Origin of the sequence: Acidovorax sp. JHL-3 (assembly GCF_000526295.1) — a bacterium.
GTDB lineage: Bacteria > Pseudomonadota > Gammaproteobacteria > Burkholderiales > Burkholderiaceae_C > Acidovorax > Acidovorax defluvii.
The window spans coordinates 1,980,928-1,994,963 of record NZ_JAFU01000001.1; the positions used below are offsets into that span (position 1 = coordinate 1,980,928).

Consider the following 14,036-nt stretch of genomic DNA (forward strand, 5'->3'; position numbering starts at 1 on the left):
CCGGCCGTCTTACACAAACCGTTGGAGTTCAAGGCTGGAATGCAGTTCAATACTTAACGAGAACAGAGCCTAAAAAAACGGGCCGAAGGCCCGTGGTGTGGTGCGCTGCTGCCCCGTCGCTTATTCCACTTCACCCATCTGCGATTGCAGATAGTTGGGCAGGCCTACCTTGGCGATCAGGTCGATCTGGGTTTCAAGGAAGTCGATGTGCTCCTCGGTGTCATCCAGGATCTTTTGCAGCAGGTCGCGCGAGACATAGTCGCGCACGGTTTCGCAATGGGCAATGCCGTCCTTGATGGTGGCCTGGGCACCTTGCTCGGCACTCAGGTCACAGGCCAGAATTTCGGGCACGTCTTCGCCCACCTGGATCTTGGCCAGGTCCTGCAGGTTGGGCAGGCCGTCGAGCATGAAGATGCGGTCCATCAGCCAGTCGGCGTGCTTCATCTCGCCGATGGATTCGGAATATTCCTTCTTGGCCAGCTTGTCGAAGCCCCAGTGCTTGAGCATGCGGTAGTGCAAAAAATACTGGTTGATGGCCGTGAGCTCGTTCTTGAGCTGGGCCTGCAGATGGCCAATGACTTGTGCGTCACCCTTCATGAAGATTCCTTGTGTGTTGGTTCGGCCCCCATTGTCGCGACGCCACACCCACTGCGCAACCCAAGCCCTTGCGCGGGGCGCGCTGCCGTTGGCGGCCTGCGCTTGCACAGGCAGACAGGCGGACAGATTTGTCACGAAATAGCAATACTCAATTGATTCAATGAATTCAATTCATTGGATTCATTGGTCGAAAAAACCTAAACTTCAGCCCTGTTCAGTCAACCAACCACTAAGGAAACAGCAATGTCCCTGATCAACACGCAAGTTCAGCCCTTCAAGACCGAAGCTTTCCACAACGGCAAGTTCATCACCGTCACCGAAGAAAGCCTCAAGGGCAAGTGGTCGGTCGTGATCTTCATGCCCGCTGCCTTCACCTTCAACTGCCCCACCGAAGTCGAAGACGCTGCTGACAACTACCCCGAGTTCCAGAAGGCCGGCACCGAGGTGTACATCGTTACCACCGACACGCATTTCTCGCACAAGGTGTGGCACGAAACCTCCCCCGCCGTGGGCAAGGCCAAGTTCCCTCTGGTGGGCGACCCCACGCACCAGCTGACCCGCGCCTTTGACGTGCACATCGAAGAAGAAGGCCTGGCACTGCGCGGCACCTTCATCATCAACCCCGATGGCATCATCAAGACCATGGAAGTGCATTCCAACGAAATCGCCCGCGATGTGAAGGAAACCCTGCGCAAGCTCAAGGCAGCCCAGTACACCGCAGCGCATCCTGGCGAAGTGTGCCCCGCCAAGTGGAATGAAGGCGCCAAGACCCTGGCTCCATCGCTGGACCTGGTCGGCAAGATCTAAGCCACCCAACCATTTGACGGCGGAGCGCCCCGGCGCTCCCAAACCGGACCACGCCGTGGCGCCCGCGCCATGCCGTCCGGCTTTTTTACGCCCGGTATTTCGTGCAAAGGGCGCCAAAAGCGGCCCGAACACATTTCCCCCACAACTCGAATCTATAAGGACACCACCATGCTCGACGACCAACTCAAGACCCAACTCTCTGCATACCTGGAGCGCGTGCAGCAGCCGTTCGAGCTGGTGGCATCCCTGAACGACAGCGACACCTCCCGCGAAATGCTGGAGCTGCTGCAAACCATCCAGTCGCTGCGCAGCGACAAGATCACCCTGCGCACTGACGGCAACGACGCGCGCAAGCCTTCGTTCTCGCTGCAGCGCGTGGGCAGCACCAGCCAGCTGCGCTTTGCCGGCCTGCCGCTGGGCCATGAATTCACGTCCCTCGTGCTGGCGCTGCTGTGGACGGGCGGCCACCCACCCAAGGCCGAGCAGGAAGTGCTCGACCAGATCGACGCGCTCGAAGGCGACTTCAACTTCGAGGTCTACATGAGCCTGAGTTGCCACAACTGCCCCGACGTGGTGCAGGCGCTGAGCCTCATGGCCATCCGCAACCCGCGCATCAAGACCACCGTAATTGAAGGCGGCGCCTTCCAGGAAGAAGTGAACCGCCGCGAAGTCATGGCCGTGCCCATGGTGTTCCTGAACGGCCAAGTGTTCGGCTCGGGCCGCATGCTGCTCGAAGAAATCGTTGCCAAGATCGACACCGGCGCCGCCGCCAAAGAGGCAGCCAAGCTCAGCGCCAAGGAAGCCTTTGACGTGCTGATCATCGGTGGTGGCCCCGCCGGCGCTGCCGCTGCCGTGTACGCCGCCCGCAAAGGCATTCGCACTGGCGTGGCCGCCGAGCGCTTTGGCGGCCAGGTGAACGACACCCTGGGCATCGAAAACTACATCTCGGTGCTCGAAACTGACGGCCCCAAGTTTGCCGCCGCCCTCGAAGCCCACACCCGCGCCTACAACGTGGACATCATGAACCTGCAACTGGCCGAGCGCCTGATCCCCGCCACCGAGCCCGGTGGTCTGATCGAGGTGAAGCTGGCCAACGGCGGCTCGCTCAAGTCCAAGACCGTGATCCTCTCCACCGGCGCGCGCTGGCGCAACGTCAACGTGCCCGGCGAAGCCGAGTACAAGAACAAGGGCGTGGCCTACTGCCCGCACTGCGACGGCCCGCTGTTCAAGGGCAAGCGCGTGTCGGTGATTGGCGGCGGCAACTCGGGTGTCGAGGCCGCCATCGACCTGGCCGGTGTGGTGGCTCACGTCACGCTGGTGGAATTTGCCGACCAGCTCAAGGCCGACGCCGTGCTGGTGAATAAACTCAAGAGCCTGCCCAACGTCACCATCCACACCAACGCGCAGACCACCGAAATCACCGGCGCCGACGGCAAGGTGAACGGCCTGAAGTTCAAGGACCGCGCTACCGGCCAGGAACACCTGGTGCCGCTGGAAGGCGTGTTTGTGCAGATCGGCCTGGTGCCCAACACCGACTGGCTCAAGGGCACAGTCAACTTGAGCAAGTTTGGCGAGATCGAGATCGACGCCAAGGGCCACACCAACGTGCCCGGCGTGTTTGCTGCCGGCGACTGCACCACCGTGCCCTACAAGCAGATCGTGATTGCCGCCGGCGCTGGCGCCACGGCCGCGCTGAGCGCGTTTGACCACCTGATCCGCAGCGGCGTATCGGCTTGAGTTTTTAGATCAAATATGGCTGTAGCGATTATCGGGTAAGCGCTGGCAGCTATCAAATTAAAAGCGGCGGGGCTGTGCAAACAGCCCTGCCGATTTTGTTTTGTATGCAGGGAAGGCCAGGTTTCGGCCAAGAGCAGCCGATCAGTGCTTTTTGGGTGGATCGGTTCAAGCTTTTTACAGCCTCTGGTCAATACCGACCCTTGCTGTGTTGGTCAGCCGACGCCGCAATCAGCAGACCTGGAGTCCGCATGCAGATCGTTCAACCCGCGCCGCCCTTCGTTATTACCGATAGTTACACTGATCGGCAATCGCATCGTTTTTGACCCGTCTCTAAGCAGTGGTGTAGCGCAGGTTTTTGCCTAGACCGTCTGCTCCCACCTTCCAACATCAACATGGTTGCAAACATTCTCGTCGGCATGCTGTGCGCACACCTGCTGTGCTTTTCGGTGATGTTTTGGCTCGTTAGCAAACGCCTGCACGGCAAAAAGATGGGGATGGACTTTTTTGCGATGGGCAACCTTCTTTTGGGTTCTGCCTATGTGCTGCAATTGGCTGAAGGCGGCCCCGCCTGGAGCCTGGTGAGCGTTGTCAACCACACCTTCACGCTCGCCTCCCCGGTGGCTTACTGGCTGGGCGCCATGCGGTTTTTTGGGCACTCCGTCCCTTTGTGGCGTCCACTGCTTGCAGTCGCCGTGACCTACAGCGCCGCGCAGGTGTTGGTGCAATGGAGCCTGGGCCCGGTGGCCCGCTACGCCATGCTCTCAGGCATGTCTGCACTGCTTTTCTTGGCCATGGTCATCACCGTGGTCTATGGCGTGCGCACATTTGCCAAGGATTTGTATGGGGAGATGATATTTTTTGCCGTCTTGATCAGCGGCATTTGCGTACTCAACGCGCTCAAGTTCATGAAGCTTGTGGATGGCGGTTTGAATGCACTGCACATGGACAGCAATTTTCAGCTGGTGTTCTACATCTACATGTCATCCCTGGCAACGGTGTTGCCGCCATCGATCATTTGGCTGGTACTGCGCCGCTTGACCGATGACCTGCGTGACATGGCTGCGCGTGACCCCATGACACAGTTGCTTAACCGCCGGGGACTGACAGAAGCGCTGCAACGGTATTTCACCTCCCGCAAGGCAGTGCCTGCGCACTTGCTGATGGTTGACGTCGACCACTTCAAACGCATCAACGATACCTATGGCCACCAAGTCGGAGACGCCGTTTTGTGCCAGGTGGCGGAGGTACTTGGTGCCACTGTGCGTGGTGGCGACCTGGCAGCCCGTATTGGTGGCGAAGAGTTTGTTGTCGTCTGCCTGGACACAGACATTCTGGGCGTCATGCACTTGGCTGAGCGCTTACGCGCAGCCATCGAAAATCAAGCCATCAAGATGACTGGCTCCGACCATCCACTGCACTGCACGATCACGATTGGGGTTTCACACCCCTTCGCCAGTGCACATGTCTTGGAGGACGCCATGCGAGAAGCCGACGCCGCCCTTTACCGGGGCAAAGCCGCTGGACGCAACCGGATCGAACCGGCCCCTGCATGAACGGGCACGCAGGTTGCAAAAAACTCCTTAATTAATAGCTGTTAGCGCTTAATGGGCGCGGCCTAAGGCCGAATTTGTTCTAAATTTTCCCGGATTTGTATAGTGGGCGCAGCACACGCGCACCATGCAGTTTTTCGCATGTCGCCCCGGTCAATGGGCGCCCCTTGCGGGCGCCGCCGCATCAGTAGATCAGCCGGTCCGGCTGCAGCTCTTGCAGGATGGTGGTGGCGATTTCTTCGATGGATTTGGTGGTGGTAGACAGCCAGCGGATGCCAGCGCGGCGCATCATGGCCTCGGCTTCGGCCACCTCGTGGCGGCAGTTTTGCAGGCTGGCATAGCGCGATTCGGGTCGGCGTTCGCTGCGAATCTCGGACAGCCGCTCGGGGCTGATGGTCAGGCCAAAGATCTTTTTGCGAAACTCCATCAGCGCCGGTGGCAGCTGACGGCGGTCAAAGTCTTCGGGGATCAGCGGGTAGTTGGCGGCCTTCAGGCCATGCTGCATGGCCAGGTAGAGACTGGTGGGAGTTTTGCCGCTGCGGCTTACGCCCACCAGGATCACGTCGGCGCCCGCCAGGTCGCGGTGGCTTTGGCCATCGTCGTGCGCCAGGCTGAAATTGATGGCTTCGATGCGGTCGGTGTATTCCTTGCTGCGGCTCACATCCGAGAAGCGCCCCACCCGGTGGTGCGACTTGATTCCCAGCTCTTCCTCCAGTGGGTGCACGAAGGTGCCAAACATGTCCAGCAGCATGCCTTTGCAGCCCTCCTGGATGACTTTGAGCACCTCCATGTTGACCAGCGTGGTGAACACCACCGGTTTCTTGCCTTCCAGTTCGGCGGTGTGGTTGATCTGGCGCACCGCCTGGTGGGCCTTGTCCACGGTGTCCACGAACGGCAGGCGCACGCGGCGCGGCACCAACTCGAACTGGGCCAGGATGGCGTTGCCGAAAGTTTCGGCGGTGATACCGGTGCCGTCAGACACAAAGAATACGGTGCGCGAGTGCATGGAAGAGGGGCCTTTCAGGACGTCAGCCTGTCGCCAGTGCGGCAGGCCTACAATTGTGACAATTATCCAATTCTCACCATGCACCCGGTCGGCCAACAACCACTACGACAAAGCTGCAGCCCGTGCATGGCCGCTCGCCCCTTGCTCCCTTCGGGCGGGCGCGCAGACCCGGTTTTAACTTCTGGAGCTCTCCCATGTCTGCACTTTTCAGCCCGACCGCCCTGGTCGTACCGTTTGAAAACCTGAGAATGACCGACGTCGAGGCGGTAGGCGGAAAAAACGCCTCCCTCGGCGAGATGATCTCGCAGCTGCCGCACGGCGTGCGCGTGCCCACGGGCTTTGCCACCACGGCCCATGCGTTCCGCGAATTTTTAGCCTTTGAAGGCCTGGCCGACCGCATCAGCGCCAAGCTGGCCGCGCTCGACACCGAAGACGTGCGTGCCCTGGCTGCCGTGGGCGCCGAGATCCGCGCCATGGTCGAGGCCCAGCCTTTCCCGGCCGATCTGCAAAAGGCCATTGCCGACGAATTCGCCAAACTGAGCGCAGGCAACCCGGCTGCCTCGTTTGCCGTGCGCTCGTCCGCCACGGCCGAAGACCTGCCCGACGCATCCTTTGCTGGCCAGCAGGAAACCTTCCTGAACGTGCATGGCATCGACGAGGTGCTGCACAAGATGAAGGAGGTTTTCGCCAGCCTCTACAACGACCGCGCCATCAGCTACCGCGTGCACAAGGGTTTTGCGCACGATGTGGTGGCCCTGTCTGCCGGCGTGCAGCGCATGGTGCGCTCTGACCTGGGCGCGGCCGGTGTGATGTTCACCATCGACACCGAAAGCGGTTTTGAAGACGTGGTGTTCATCACCAGCAGCTACGGCCTGGGTGAAACCGTGGTGCAGGGCGCCGTGAACCCAGACGAGTTCTATGTGCACAAGCCCATGCTCAAGGCGGGCAAAAAGTCGGTGATCCGCCGCAATCTGGGGTCCAAGCTGATCCAGATGGTGTTTGCCACGCCCGACGAAAAGGCCCAGACCGGCAAGCTCATCAAGACCATCGACGTGCCCACCGAGCAGCGCAACCGCTATTCGCTCACCGATGCCGACGTGGAGCTGCTGGCGCACTATGCCGTGGTGATTGAACAGCACTATGGCCGCCCCATGGACATCGAATGGGGCAAGGACGGCACCGACGGCCAGCTTTATATCTTGCAGGCCCGCCCTGAAACGGTGAAGAGCCAGGCCAAAGGCCAGGCCGAACTGCGCTACAAGCTCAAGGGCCATGGCGCCGTGCTGGCCGAAGGCCGTGCCATTGGCCAGAAGATCGGCACCGGCCCCGTGCGCATCGTGCACAACATCAGCGAGATGGACAAGGTGCAGCCCGGCGATGTGCTGGTGACCGACATGACCGACCCCAACTGGGAGCCCGTGATGAAGCGCGCCAGTGCTATCGTCACCAACCGCGGTGGCCGCACTTGCCACGCCGCCATCATTGCCCGCGAGCTGGGCATTCCGGCGGTGGTGGGCTGCGGTGACGCCACCGAGCGCCTGAAAGACGGCACGTTGGTCACGGTGAGCTGCTCGGAAGGCGACACCGGCCGCATCTATGACGGTCTGCTTGAAACCGAGATCACCGAAGTGCAGCGCGGCGAGATGCCAGCCATCAAGACCAAGATCATGATGAACGTGGGCAACCCGCAACTGGCGTTTGACTTTTGCCAGTTGCCCAATGAGGGCGTGGGCCTGGCGCGGCTCGAGTTCATCATCAACAACAACATTGGCGTGCACCCCAAGGCCATTCTTGACTACCCGAACATCGACAACGACCTGAAAAAGGCCGTGGAATCGGTGGCACGAGGTCATGCCAGCCCGCGCGCTTTCTATGTAGACAAGGTGGCTGAAGGTGTGGCCACCATTGCGGCCGCCTTCTGGCCCAAGCCCGTCATCGTGCGCTTATCCGACTTCAAGAGCAATGAATACCGCAAGCTCATCGGCGGCAGCCGTTACGAGCCCGAGGAAGAAAACCCGATGCTGGGTTTTCGCGGTGCAGCGCGCTACATCAGCACCGAGTTCGGCGAAGCCTTTGCGATGGAATGCGAAGCTTTGAAGCGCGTACGCAACGACATGGGCCTGACCAACGTGCAGGTGATGGTGCCGTTTGTGCGCACACTGGGCCAGGCCGAGCGCGTTACCAAGTTGCTGGCTGCCCACGGGCTTGAGCGCGGCAAGGACGACCTCAAGGTCATCATGATGTGCGAGGTGCCCAGCAATGCCATCCTGGCCGATCGCTTCCTGGAGTTCTTCGACGGTTTCTCCATCGGTTCCAACGACCTGACCCAGCTCACCCTGGGCCTGGACCGTGACTCGGGCCTGGAGTTGCTGGCAAAGGACTTTGACGAACGCGACCCGGCCGTCGAGGCGCTGATCCACCAGGCCATCAAGGCCTGCCTGGCGCAGGGCAAATACATCGGCATTTGCGGCCAGGGCCCCTCGGATCACCCTGACTTTGCGCAGTGGCTGGCCAAAGAGGGCATTTCGTCGATTTCGCTGAACCCTGACAGCGTGATCGCCACCTGGCAGCAACTCGCACGCTGAGCGAGCAGGGGCTGCACTTTGTCAACCCACGGTAGCGAGCACCCTGGATGCGGCCCCTGAAAAAAACCCACGAGCCCGAGCTGGCCGGGCCCTTCCCACCAGATCTGCACGATGTGCGCCACCTGTGGCTCAAGGGGGGGCTGCTCTTGCTGTGGGTGCTGGTCTCATTTGTGGCCACATTCTTTGCCCGCGACCTGCAATTGCTGGTGGCAGGGGGCTGGCCGCTGGGTTACTGGATCGCCGCCCAAGGCGCGGTGTTGATGTTCATTGCCATCGTCGTGGCCTACTGCTGGGCCATGAACCGCTTTGAGCGCCAGGACGCCGCACAGGCGGCTGCGCAGATGGCAGAGCGCGCGCCGGTACCGGCCAGACCCCATGGCTGATCCCGGTCGTGCTAAACAGGGGGGTGACGACAAGGCCTACCTTTGGCGCCTGCACCGCATCTTTGCCCTGTATGTGGTGGGGGTGGTGGCATTTCTGGCCCTGATGGCCTGGGCAGAGCAGCGGGGGCTTTCGAGGCACTGGATCGGCCCGATCTTCCTGTTTCTCACGGTAATGGTCTACGCCGGTATCGGTGTGTACGGCCGTACCACCGATCCCGAAGAGTATTACGTGGCGGGGCGGCGCATTCCGCCCGTCTACAACGGAATGGCGGCGGCGGCCGACTGGATGAGCGCCGCCTCGTTCATCAGCCTGTCGGGTGCGCTGTATCTGCAGGGTTTTTCTGGCACGCCGGGCCAGGCGGGCGGGCTGGCCTACCTGCTGGGCTGGACCGGCGGTTTTTGCCTGGTGGCCCTGCTGATCGCCCCGCATCTGCGTGCCATGGGCCTTTACACGGTGCCCGATTTTTTTCATGTGCGTTTTGGCGGGCGCTGGCCGCGCATCATTGCCGCGCTGGCGGCGGTGCTGTGCTCGTTCACCTACGTGGTGGCCCAGATTTATGGCGTGGGCCTGATTGCATCGCGCCTCACGGGGGTGCAATTTGAGATCGGCATCATGCTGGGGCTGGGCGGTGTGCTGCTGTGCTCGTTTCTGGGCGGCATGCGCGCCATCACCTGGACGCAGGTGGCGCAATATGTGGTGCTGCTGCTGGCCTTTTTGATCCCGGTGTCCTGGCTGGCCTACAAGCAGCTGGGCAATCCGATGGCGCCCCTGGTGTATGGCGCGCAGCTGGGCAAGATTGCCGATATGGAAGAGCGGCTGCTTGACTCGCCGGCAGAGCACCAGGTGGTGGTGGCCTATTTGCGCCGGGCGCAGGACTTCGAGGCGCGGCTGCAGGACGTGGAGGGCGCGCTGGAGCGCGAGCGCGAAAAGGCGCGTGAACGCGTTCGTGCCCTGCGTGACCAGAATGCCGATGTGGGCCTGATTGTTTCGGCCAGCCGTGAGCTGGTCTCGCTGCCCCGCGATGCGGCATCGGCGCGCGAGCGCTGGACGCGCGAGATGCGCGAGAACTATGAGCGCGCCCGCCCCCTGGGAGGCCTGCCGCTGCACAGCCAGGCCTTCGCAGGCGACCCCAACGGCTCGCCGCATGAGCGAAAGGAGTATGAACTGGCGCGGCGCAACTTCCTGGCGCTCATGTTCTGCCTGATGGTGGGCACTGCGGGCCTGCCACATTTGCTGACCCGTTACTACACGGCGCCCTCGGTGGCTGCGGCGCGGACGTCGGTGGCGTGGTCGCTGTTTTTCATTGCCTTGCTTTACCTTAGCGCGCCAGCGCTGGCCGTGCTGGTGAAGTTCGAGGTCATGCAGAACCTGGTGGGCAGCAGTTTTGAAACCCTGCCCAACTGGCTGGCGCAATGGGCCCGGGTGGACGCATCGCTGTTGTCGGTGGAAGACGTGAACGGCGATGGCCTGGTGCAGTTTGGCGAAATCCGGCTGGGTGCCGACCTCATCATGCTGGCCACGCCAGAGCTGGGGGGGCTGCCGTATGTCGTGTCGGGCCTGGTGGCTGCGGGCGGGCTGGCGGCGGCATTGTCCACTGCCGACGGGCTGCTGCTGACCATCAGCAACGCGCTGGTGCGCGACCTCTATTACCGCGGGGCTCCCCGGGAGGCATCGCCCGAACAGCGCGTCATCCTGACCAAGTTCACCTTGCTGTCGGTGGCGCTGGCGGCGGCGTTTGTAGCGGCACTCAAGCCGGCCGAAATTCTGCCGCTCGTGTCTGCGTCGTTTTCTCTGGCTGCGTCGGCCTTTGTGCCGGTGATGGTGCTGGGTATCTTCTGGCGCGGAACCACGCGCCAGGGGGCGGTGGCCGGCATGCTCGCCGGGCTGGGCATTGCCGTGTATTACATGCTTTCGCATGTGCCCGTCTTGCGCACCTGGGCGGGCTGGTTGCTGGCGGATGGCCTGTGGTTTGGCATCCAGCCCATTTCTGCGGGGGTGTTTGGCGTGCCCGCAGGGCTGATCGTGGCGGTGGTGGTGAGCCGCATCACCCGACCGGCTCCAGCGCTGCCCCTGGTGCGCTCCGAGATGTAGGCACTGCCAGCCTGCGCAATCGGGCAACAGGAGCCGTTTCGCCGACAGCCAATACCGCGCAGAGTGTGCCAGGTGTGCCGGCCAGCCTGCACAACCCCGCAATCAAAAAAACGGCCACAGGGGCCGCTTTGGATGACCTGCACAACCCTCGCGCGTCGGTGGTAGTGCGGATCGGGATGGGCCGCAAGGCGTCTTTTTGCAGCCAGTAGCCCCACTATTGGAAAGATAAGCAACGCAGTGGATCGCCCGAGGGCGCGCTATCACAGACCGCAGGGGGTAATGCAGGTCATCCCTTGGTGCTGGGAGAGGGGAGCCGCTGTTTCAGCGCACGCCCAGCAGTTCCACGTCGAACTTCAGCGTGGCGTTGGGGGGAATCACACCGCCGGCGCCGCGTGCGCCATAGCCCAGTGCGGCCGGGATGATCAGGGTGCGCTGGCCACCGATCTTCATGCCTTGCACGCCTTCGTCCCAGCCCTTGATGACCATACCCGCGCCCAGCGAGAACGCGAAGGCGTCGTTGCGGTCGCGGCTAGAGTCGAACTTGGCACCTTGCTCGCCATTGTTGTAAAGCCAGCCGGTGTAGTGCACCGAGACGTTCTGGCCCTTGGTGGCTTCGGCGCCTTCGCCGATGACGGTGTCTTCGTATTGCAGGCCGGATGCGGTGGTGGTCAGTGCCATGGTGAAATTCCTTGGGTGCTATTAAAAATATAGCTGCTAGCGCTTATGGATAGTGCGCTAGCAGCCATTTTGGCCCGTATTTTAGCAAAAACCCGGCAAGCGGGCAGGGCAGCGCGGGTCAGCGGATGGGCGCTGCTTCAGGCCTTCTTGGCGCGGCCCGCTACCCAGCGGGTGGCAAAGGCTTGCACGTCCGACAGGCGCTTGAGCAGATCGGCGCCCGACGGGGTGACGGTGTAACCGTCGCTGCCGTGGTCGACAAAGCCGGCCTCGCGCAGTTCCTTGATGCGGGTGTTCAAGGTGTTGGGCGTGATGCCGCCCACACTGTCTTGCAGCAGGCGGAAGGTCTGGGGGTGGCCATCGCGCAGGGCCCAGAGCACGCGCAGTGCGTAACGGCATTCAAGCCGTTCAAACAGCTGGTTGATGGCGGCATTTTCTTTGGAGCTCATGGATGTTTCTCCTCGCGCGAGTGTTGGGTCAAATTTCGGGGTGGCGCGAAAGGCACCACGTCCGAGGGAGCGCTGCGACTATAGCGCGGAACCCGTTTTGCTACAAGTTTGGTAGCTCAAAAGGCACAGTGCACATGCACCTGCCCCGTAAATTGCCTCAAACCATTTCAAAGTGTTGCATGCGGGCCACGAACGAGGTGATCGGGCTCGCCGGCACGCGCCAGGTGGTCCACCAGCAGCCGTGCGCAGGGTGGAAGCGTCTGGCTGCTGCGGTAACACACGGCAAAACGGCGGCGTGCCCAGGCATCGCTCAGGGGAACAATGCGCACCGGGGCCGTGCGGGCAAAGGGCCCGGCCACCTCGCGCGGCACCACGCTGATGGCCAGGTTGGCCCGGGCGCAAGTGGCCGCTGCGGTCAGCGCGCCGGCTGCCGTGGCTTCATCGTTCCACTGTATCCTTTATCGTGAGCCCCATGACTTCTGCACCTTCGTCACCTGCTGCCCCTGCTTCATCGTCCACCCCTGGCACCACATCGCGCCCCTTGCCCCTGGCGGGGCTGCGCGTGGTGGAGTTCACCCACATGGTCATGGGCCCCACCTGCGGCATGGTGCTGGCCGATCTGGGGGCCGAAGTCATCAAGGTCGAGCCCGTGGAGGGCGACCGCACCCGCCACCTGCTGGGCGCGGGCGCGGGTTTTTTCCCCATGTTCAACCGCAACAAGAAGAGCATTGCGCTCGACCTGCGCCGCCCCGAGGGGCTGGAGGTGGCGCGCAAGCTGGCGGCCTCGGCCGACGTGGTGGCGCAAAACTTCAAGCCCGGCGTGATGACCAAATACGGGCTCGACTATGCGGCACTGAGCCAGCTCAACCCGCGCCTCATCTATGTGAACCACACCGGTTTTCTGCCCGGCCCCTACGAGCACCGCACCGCGCTGGACGAGGTGGTGCAGATGATGGGCGGCCTGGCCTACATGACGGGCCGCCCCGGCGACCCGCTGCGCGCGGGCACCAGCGTCAACGACATCATGGGCGGAATGTTTGGTGCCATCGGGGCCATGGCGGCGCTGATGCAGCGCGGCATCACCGGGCGCGGGCAGGAGGTGGACTCGGCCCTGTTCGAGAACAACGTGTTTCTGGTGGGCCAGCACATGATGCAATACGCCGTCACCGGCCAGCCTGCCGCGCCCATGCCCGAGCGCATTTCGTCGTGGGCGCTGTACGACGTGTTCAGCGTGAAGGATGGCGAGCAGATTTTTCTGGCCGCTGTGAGCGATGCGCAGTGGATCACCTTTTGTGATGCCCTGGGCTTTGCCGACCTCAAGGCCGATCCGCAACTGGCGACCAACAACGACCGCGTGCGCCAGCGTGCCACGATGCTGCCCGATCTGCGCCAGCGCCTGGCCGCTTACAGCGCTGCCGAGCTGACGGTCATCTTCGAGAAAAACGGACTGCCTTTTGCGCCCATCCTGCGGCCCGACCAGCTGTTTGACGACCCGCACCTCAACGCCACCGGTGGCCTGGCCGACATCACGCTGCCCGATGGCGAGCGTGCCGGGCAGACCGCTCGCACCACGCTGTTCCCGTTGCGCATGGACGGCCAGCGGCTGGGCGTGCGCCTGCAGCCGCCCGTGCTGGGCCAGCACACCGCCGAGATCATGGAAGAGCTGGGTTACACCGGCGAGCAGGTGCAGGCCTTACGGGCACAAGGGGCGGTGGCATGAATCGCCAGATCCAGATAGCGTTCGTTGCCATTGCCGTGGCGGCGTCCCATGTGAAGCCGGGCGCACGGCGGGCCATCGGTTTGTCGTCCCCCACCCGTTCGCCCCTGCTGCCCGATTTGCCGACGATCGTCGCGCAGGGCCTGCCCCATTAGCGCTGGACGGCTGGACGGCTGGGTGGCGGTGGCGGGGCCTGCAGGCGTGCCCAAACCCGGGGTGGAGCGCGCCTACCAGGCGGTGCGCAGCGCGGTGGCGGTTTCAGAGGTGCGCGTTGCCTTGCTGGCGCAGGGCTACCAGCTGCAAAGCCCGCCTCCTGATTCAACGGCCGCCTTCTTTCGCAGCGAGGTCAGCCGCATGGCCAAACTGGTGGCGTAGTCAGGGTTCAAGCTGGATTGATTGCTATTATTTATATAGCTATGGGCGCTTATCCATAAATCG

At 62.4% G+C, this 14,036-nt stretch carries 14 protein-coding genes; 9 read left to right on the plus strand and 5 right to left on the minus strand.

Features of this window, described 5'->3' with window-relative positions; translation table 11 throughout:
- Positions 1–120: 120 nt before the first annotated feature.
- Positions 121–597, minus strand: a complete 477-nt coding sequence (gene bfr, locus K226_RS0109345; protein ID WP_024814554.1) for a bacterioferritin — start codon at positions 595–597, stop codon at positions 121–123.
- Between the two features lie 243 nt (positions 598–840).
- Here bfr and ahpC point away from each other — a divergent pair, with 243 nt between their 5' ends.
- The 3 genes from ahpC to K226_RS0109360 all read left to right on the plus strand — a co-directional run bounded on the left by ahpC (position 841) and on the right by K226_RS0109360 (position 4,694).
- Entirely contained in the window at positions 841–1,404 is a 564-nt protein-coding gene (ahpC, locus tag K226_RS0109350) for an alkyl hydroperoxide reductase subunit C (RefSeq protein ID WP_024814555.1), read from the plus strand.
- A 168-nt stretch (positions 1,405–1,572) separates the two neighbouring features.
- Positions 1,573–3,141, plus strand: coding sequence for an alkyl hydroperoxide reductase subunit F (gene ahpF, locus K226_RS0109355; protein WP_024814556.1), 1,569 nt, complete (start codon positions 1,573–1,575; stop codon positions 3,139–3,141).
- 392 nt (positions 3,142–3,533) lie between these two features.
- Positions 3,534–4,694, plus strand: a complete 1,161-nt coding sequence (locus K226_RS0109360) for a diguanylate cyclase (RefSeq protein WP_024814557.1) — start codon at positions 3,534–3,536, stop codon at positions 4,692–4,694.
- Between the two features lie 181 nt (positions 4,695–4,875).
- Here K226_RS0109360 and K226_RS0109365 read toward each other — a convergent pair whose 3' ends face one another.
- Positions 4,876–5,697: a pyruvate, water dikinase regulatory protein gene (locus tag K226_RS0109365; RefSeq protein WP_024814558.1), complete on the minus strand. Its 822-nt coding sequence runs from the start codon at positions 5,695–5,697 to the stop codon at positions 4,876–4,878.
- A gap of 194 nt (positions 5,698–5,891) precedes the next feature.
- On the opposite strand from K226_RS0109365, the gene ppsA reads away from it, so the two are divergent.
- From ppsA to K226_RS0109380, 3 genes are read left to right on the plus strand one after another with little or no spacing between them, the layout of a single operon-like run.
- Positions 5,892–8,282 (plus strand): phosphoenolpyruvate synthase, encoded by a 2,391-nt coding sequence (gene ppsA / locus K226_RS0109370; RefSeq protein WP_024814559.1) that lies wholly within the window; start codon positions 5,892–5,894, stop codon positions 8,280–8,282.
- 47 nt (positions 8,283–8,329) lie between these two features.
- Entirely contained in the window at positions 8,330–8,665 is a 336-nt protein-coding gene (locus K226_RS0109375; RefSeq protein ID WP_024814560.1) for a DUF4212 domain-containing protein, read from the plus strand.
- Positions 8,658–10,757 carry a VC_2705 family sodium/solute symporter gene (locus tag K226_RS0109380; protein ID WP_024814561.1) on the plus strand — a complete coding sequence of 700 codons (2,100 nt, stop codon included), beginning with the start codon at positions 8,658–8,660 and terminating at the stop codon, positions 10,755–10,757. Before K226_RS0109375 ends, K226_RS0109380 begins: the two co-directional genes overlap by 8 nt.
- A gap of 321 nt (positions 10,758–11,078) precedes the next feature.
- Here K226_RS0109380 and K226_RS0109385 read toward each other — a convergent pair whose 3' ends face one another.
- The 3 genes from K226_RS0109385 to K226_RS0109395 all read right to left on the minus strand — a co-directional run bounded on the left by K226_RS0109385 (position 11,079) and on the right by K226_RS0109395 (position 12,336).
- Positions 11,079–11,435, minus strand: a complete 357-nt coding sequence (locus tag K226_RS0109385; protein ID WP_024814562.1) for an FKBP-type peptidyl-prolyl cis-trans isomerase — start codon at positions 11,433–11,435, stop codon at positions 11,079–11,081.
- Between the two features lie 137 nt (positions 11,436–11,572).
- Positions 11,573–11,881: a helix-turn-helix domain-containing protein gene (locus K226_RS0109390; protein WP_024814563.1), complete on the minus strand. Its 309-nt coding sequence runs from the start codon at positions 11,879–11,881 to the stop codon at positions 11,573–11,575.
- A gap of 167 nt (positions 11,882–12,048) precedes the next feature.
- Positions 12,049–12,336, minus strand: a complete 288-nt coding sequence (locus K226_RS0109395) for a LysR substrate-binding domain-containing protein (RefSeq protein WP_255346696.1) — start codon at positions 12,334–12,336, stop codon at positions 12,049–12,051.
- A gap of 17 nt (positions 12,337–12,353) precedes the next feature.
- On the opposite strand from K226_RS0109395, the gene K226_RS0109400 reads away from it, so the two are divergent.
- From K226_RS0109400 to K226_RS20225, 3 genes are read left to right on the plus strand one after another with little or no spacing between them, the layout of a single operon-like run.
- A complete protein-coding gene (locus tag K226_RS0109400; RefSeq protein WP_024814565.1) occupies positions 12,354–13,601 on the plus strand; it encodes a CaiB/BaiF CoA-transferase family protein in 1,248 nt (415 codons plus the stop codon).
- Complete coding sequence (locus tag K226_RS20220; protein WP_236637048.1) at positions 13,598–13,753, plus strand: hypothetical protein; 156 nt, start codon at positions 13,598–13,600, stop codon at positions 13,751–13,753. Before K226_RS0109400 ends, K226_RS20220 begins: the two co-directional genes overlap by 4 nt.
- Positions 13,754–13,799: 46 nt before the next feature.
- Positions 13,800–13,973, plus strand: coding sequence for a hypothetical protein (locus tag K226_RS20225; RefSeq protein WP_236637047.1), 174 nt, complete (start codon positions 13,800–13,802; stop codon positions 13,971–13,973).
- The last annotated feature ends 63 nt before the right edge of the window (positions 13,974–14,036 follow it).